Raw genomic sequence first — 4,744 nt, forward strand, 5'->3', positions numbered from 1 at the left:
AGATGAAACGCCTGACCGCCGATTTCAATCGCGACTGGCCCGACGTGACCCGGACGCGCGAGAGCTTCGTGCTGGCGGAAAGATTTTCAATTGGTTCTTGACTTGGGTGCTTGCTCATCGAGCTGCGGCAGCCATCAATTAGCGAGTGGTCGCCAAAGGCTCGCAATTGTAAGTAATCGACAATGCGCACTCAGACAATAGCCCAGCCTTGTGAGGCCGGTGCTGGATACGGAAATGATGGTCTCACGTGGTCGAGTCCAGCCAGCGAAATATTAAACCCATCTATATCTCCCTCAGGATAGCTTCAATTTCGGGTATCAAGTTTCGCCCGGGGCAGTCGGTAGGGGCATGAAGTTTGTGGATAGTGACGCTGGACGTTGGAAGATTCCAACGAACTAAGAGCCACTTCAAAAGGCCCCGCAATGCCTCTCTTTGCTCTGGGCGTACCGCTTCATGTTCGAAGTCACCCTCGACAGCAATCTGAATGTACCCTCTAGGATCGTAGCCCGTATTAGTGTCACCGGCGAACCTTACATCCCGTCCCTCAGCGATTGAGCCCCTTGCGTCGATATAGAAATGATAAGGTACATCGGGCCAGGATGGTTTTGACTTTGATGGTGAGACTCGACCCGGCGACTGCGAGAATGCCTGCAAGCCGCGCATCTTCGCTTCGATGCTCGTCGAGATGTTACTGCGAACGCCCGTGTGATGTATAATAATACCAATGACAGTCTGGGCTGTCATTCCACCATTTGCCGATTTCGCTCGCCATTGTTCGCGCGAGATGATCTCCGGCTGTGCGCTCTGAGCTTCTGGGGTTCGGTCAGCAGAGGACCGCTCGGTACTGGTCGCGCTGCAATTCGAAAGGGTTGCAGCGAGCGCGAGTAACAAAACAAGCTGCTTCCCCATAGCCATTCCTTCGGGTCTGAAGTTCGAATGGAGCGTATTCGGGTGTTATTAGGAATACCTAGACGATGGTCAGGGCGGCCCAAGCCGGCCGATCGGCACCCAAGTTAGGCGCAATTCAGCAGCTATTTTTAAAGTACGCTGTTGGATATCCGCGCTGCTTGTATCCTTGTGCGGTGCTCTGGGCTGTGTCCCTATTCAGCGGGCCGACTCCAACACAGTACCAGCCGGCGCGGAAGTTGGGATAGTAATTACGAGCATTTGTGTCGATGAGTTGTGCTTGAAGCGCACCGCTGACTCCACGGGCGACACTTAGATCTTCGGAGCAATATGCTATCGCGTAGTAACCGCACCTGCGGCCTCCTTCCGAGGGCGGGCTCGGCTGCGCAGGGCTGGGTGCTAAAGCGGCGTTGGGCGCCTGAAGCGCAGCGGGTGCTATAGCCGTTGCAGGTCGAGCACTCGAGTTGGCCCTCTCATTTTCAGAGTCGGCCCTTTCCAAGACGGCATTTGCGAAGCAAGGGCTTGAGCCACTCTTCAACTCCCATACCATCTTGGCTTGAGCATTCGTAGTAAGAATGAGGTAGTAACAGGTAAACCCAGCGCCAGAGATCTGATAGTTTGATCCGCTTTCGCCCCTTGAACTCGTGATGGAGGCCTGACCGAGATTGGGTAAGCTAGCTTCGCGTGTCTGCCCGATCTTGTTGAAGACGATGTGCGGTCCAGGCGGACTGATCGAAACCCACACGCCGTCGAACATTTGCAAGGCATCGTCGGCGAGCGCACTTGCCGAGAAAGCCAATGATACGCTGGTCACTCCGGCAACGAGAAAGACGCGAACGCGCATCGCTCACTGCTCCGCGCTAGGGAGGATCTTTCTTGAAATGCGCAGACGGGAAACACACCGATGAGCCACCTTTGAGCTCCCAGGTCATCTCGCTATTGTTGATCTTGCCGACGAAGTATTGACACGAAAAGCCCTCGCCGGAGACCAGGAAGTTCGACCCGTTCTCGCCGTTTGATACCCGGATGGCCGCCTGTCCTAAGACAGGGAGGCTGGCTTCACGAGAGTTGAGGCCCACCTTGTTGAAGATGAAGTGCGGACCGGGCGGATTGACCGAAACCCAAACGCCGTTGAAAATGTCCAGCGCGTCCGCCCGAGCGTTAGCGGTTGCAAAAACAAGAAAGCACCCGAGAGCGACCAAAAAACAGCGCATTGCGCTTCCCCTTCAGGTTAATATACTAAGCTCAAAAAGCCGTATGCGCGGCATTGCCAAGGCTACAACCACTGCATTAGGATTTCCAGTGTTTTGACGAGGCCCGGACTGAGCATGGAATAAGGGCAGAGGGGGATAGTATGTTGATAGTTAGGGTATGGAAGATTGATTTCTTTTCGAAGCTTCTGGTGGCCGGCCTCTGGGCAGCCTTTTTCCTGCCTCAAGCCCAAGCGCAAACCCAAGGGCTTCTCGATGGTCGGTTGCTCGGCAACTGGCTCAAGAGTGGATCCGGAGACAATATTCGCTTTCTGTCAAATGGTGATTTGAACATTTCGTTTTCGGGGGCGGCAACCGTTTTCAACGGAGTCGGATCGGTCGAGAGGTGTGCCGATGGCGGTGCGAATATTTGCCTGGTCGGGCCGCGTTTTAGGTGCGCCTACCGGTATGCTTTTGCCGGTGAAGGACTAAATCTCTCATTCCGTACGGGTGGGCCGGACGTGGCCTGTAGAGCCGCGGCAGGCGATTACCGGCGGGTGGAGCCCTGAGCGACTGGGGCTACTTCCGATCTGAATTGTGCTCATCGAGCAGATCCGATGGGGCTTTTGATCCATTGGTCCCGCAAAACCGTCCGCTGACGGTTTGAGTGATGGCTTGAGCTATTTGCGCCTGAATTGTCTCCGTTTGAAGATTGATTTCGTCCGCTCGGTTGACGATCACGCCCGCCTCAAGGAGCAGAGCCGGATAGGGAGCGTCCTTCAGCACGGCTAACCGATCATTCAGATAGATCCCGCGCTGCCGATCAATGAGTTTTCGCCCTTCACCGGGAATCTTCATCGCATGGTGCAGCGAAGGCCGCAGTCCTTGCCTGATCAGTTCATCTGCCAAAAGCTGGGCAGCCGCTAAGCTCTCGGCAAACTTAGGAGTGAGCTCAGACAGGAAGATCGAAAAGCCGGAAAATTCGTCGCTGTAGTGGTTTGCTCGTCCGGCGAAGCTCCATTGATGGATAAACAACGGCTGAACTGAATCGTGATGAAGGGAGATAAATAGAGTTGGAGAATAGCGTTTAGCCTGGACGACTCGGTTGAGGAGCTGTTCTTGGCCTATGCCATGTACGACCAGCACGCTCACAAGGTACCCCGACCTTGCAAGTTCTAATGAAACCCTGCGAGCGAGGCTGAGGTTGAACTCAAACTCCGGCACGCCGCGCGCGCTAGTCGCTCCGGGTTGCTCAGGCGTGTGGCCGACGTCCAGCATCACCTTCACGATCGATGTGCAGTGCGGCACGGACACCGACTGTGGTGCTGCGGTGGGTATCAGGGCGATACTGCTAAGGCTGCCCGTGAGAAGCACAGTACGAAGGCAATACAATGCTCGCATGGAGGCCCTGGTCCAAAGCACCGCTTCTAATGCATTTGTCGATGGAGACCGATCCGATCCATCATACGGTTGAGTTCGAAGGAATTGTTAGCAGCCGTCACCACTGCGAAGCCGAGATAAGCAGGCTTTCAACTGGGAAATCCGCCTCGAATAGGCGCTCGCCAAGCAAGTTATATTCGTACCACAGGCATTTCGATCGTTGGACAACCAACTCTTCTCGGTTGCAGCCAATCTTGAAGAGCTTGCCGCGTCACCGTTGCTGCGAGCGTAAGCCTGAGCCGATGTATACAAAGCATCGAGATTTTGATCGAGCTGAGCTAGGCCGTCGTCTGAACAGACAGTTCTTTCCGCCTCATTCAATCGAGCGGAGCAGGAGAAGCTCGGAGAGACGGAGGGGCGAGGCGGTGGCGGAGGCGGCGGTAACGGGGCCGGCGCCGGTACTGGTACCGGTACCGGTACCGGTACCGGGCTATCGGCTTGCTCGAAAGCAGCTGACTTGAAACAGACGTCCCCACCGCTCTTCAGCTCCCAGACCATTCTTGTCCGCTGGTTGGTGGTGAGTATCAGGTAAAAGCAGGTGAATCCTGGGCCCGAGATTCGGAAATTTGATCCGTCTTCTCCATTGGATGGACCTATCGTGGCTTGGCCAAGTATCGGCAAACTAGCCTCTCTCTGACCCAGGCTAATCATATTAAACACGACGTGCGGTCCTGGCGGATTTACTGCCACCCACACACCGTTGAAAATCTGCGTTGGGTCGCCCTGCGCCTGAGCGCCGACGGCTGAGGCCAGGAAGCTCAACGATACCAAGGTAATGGAACGACAAAACACTGTTTGCTCTGAACGTTTCTTCAATTCGGGTACTCAGTCTAATCCGCTCGCCAGCGGCTGATCAAGCTATACTCGACTGGACCGCGTCCGCTCCTCCCGAGGCCGGATCACTATCGCTGCACCATGTCCGATCCTCAAGTGTTGGTCGTCCGAACGCGTAGTTCCCCGCCTATTCAAGGGCTGCCGCGCGAGCGTCGTCCTGAATCGTAGTCGACAACATTGAACATCGGAGCTTCTGAACCTGGCTATGGCATTGAGGTGTATGGTCGTCGCAAGCGTCGCACTCGTTGCAAACCCATCGGCCGCTGCGCCGCCATCAGCCGCGCCGCTCGACGATGGCGCCGCGGTGGAGCGTGCGATCGGCGGCGCGAGATGAAACGCCTGACCGCCGATTTCAATCGCGACTGGCCCGACGT

4 protein-coding genes are annotated in these 4,744 nt (G+C 55.8%); 1 reads left to right on the forward strand and 3 read right to left on the reverse strand.

Annotation, left to right across the window (positions count from 1 at the left end; translation table 11 throughout):
• Positions 1–282: 282 nt before the first annotated feature.
• Entirely contained in the window at positions 283–915 is a 633-nt protein-coding gene (locus tag ACQR1X_RS32425; protein WP_434900357.1) for a peptidoglycan recognition protein family protein, read from the reverse strand.
• A gap of 851 nt (positions 916–1,766) precedes the next feature.
• A complete protein-coding gene (locus ACQR1X_RS32430) occupies positions 1,767–2,120 on the reverse strand; it encodes a hypothetical protein (RefSeq protein WP_315805873.1) in 354 nt (117 codons plus the stop codon).
• 140 nt (positions 2,121–2,260) lie between these two features.
• Here ACQR1X_RS32430 and ACQR1X_RS32435 point away from each other — a divergent pair, with 140 nt between their 5' ends.
• Positions 2,261–2,665, forward strand: coding sequence for a hypothetical protein (locus ACQR1X_RS32435; protein WP_315805872.1), 405 nt, complete (start codon positions 2,261–2,263; stop codon positions 2,663–2,665).
• A 10-nt stretch (positions 2,666–2,675) separates the two neighbouring features.
• Here ACQR1X_RS32435 and ACQR1X_RS32440 read toward each other — a convergent pair whose 3' ends face one another.
• A complete protein-coding gene (locus ACQR1X_RS32440; protein ID WP_316218925.1) occupies positions 2,676–3,374 on the reverse strand; it encodes an N-acetylmuramoyl-L-alanine amidase in 699 nt (232 codons plus the stop codon).
• Between the last annotated feature and the right edge of the window lie 1,370 nt (positions 3,375–4,744).

The sequence above is a fragment of the Bradyrhizobium sp. HKCCYLRH3073 genome, assembly GCF_051167995.1.
Taxonomy (GTDB): domain Bacteria; phylum Pseudomonadota; class Alphaproteobacteria; order Rhizobiales; family Xanthobacteraceae; genus Bradyrhizobium.

Excerpts from the sequence above, each read along its gene's own strand:
- ACQR1X_RS32430 (WP_315805873.1), bottom strand. The coding sequence starts at position 2,120 with ATGCGCTGTTTTTTGGTCGCTCTCGGGTGCTTTCTTGTTTTTGCAACC.
- ACQR1X_RS32425 (WP_434900357.1), bottom strand. The coding sequence starts at position 915 with ATGGCTATGGGGAAGCAGCTTGTTTTGTTACTCGCGCTCGCTGCAACC.
- ACQR1X_RS32440 (WP_316218925.1), bottom strand. The coding sequence starts at position 3,374 with ATGCTGGACGTCGGCCACACGCCTGAGCAACCCGGAGCGACTAGCGCG.
- ACQR1X_RS32435 (WP_315805872.1), top strand. The coding sequence starts at position 2,261 with ATGTTGATAGTTAGGGTATGGAAGATTGATTTCTTTTCGAAGCTTCTG.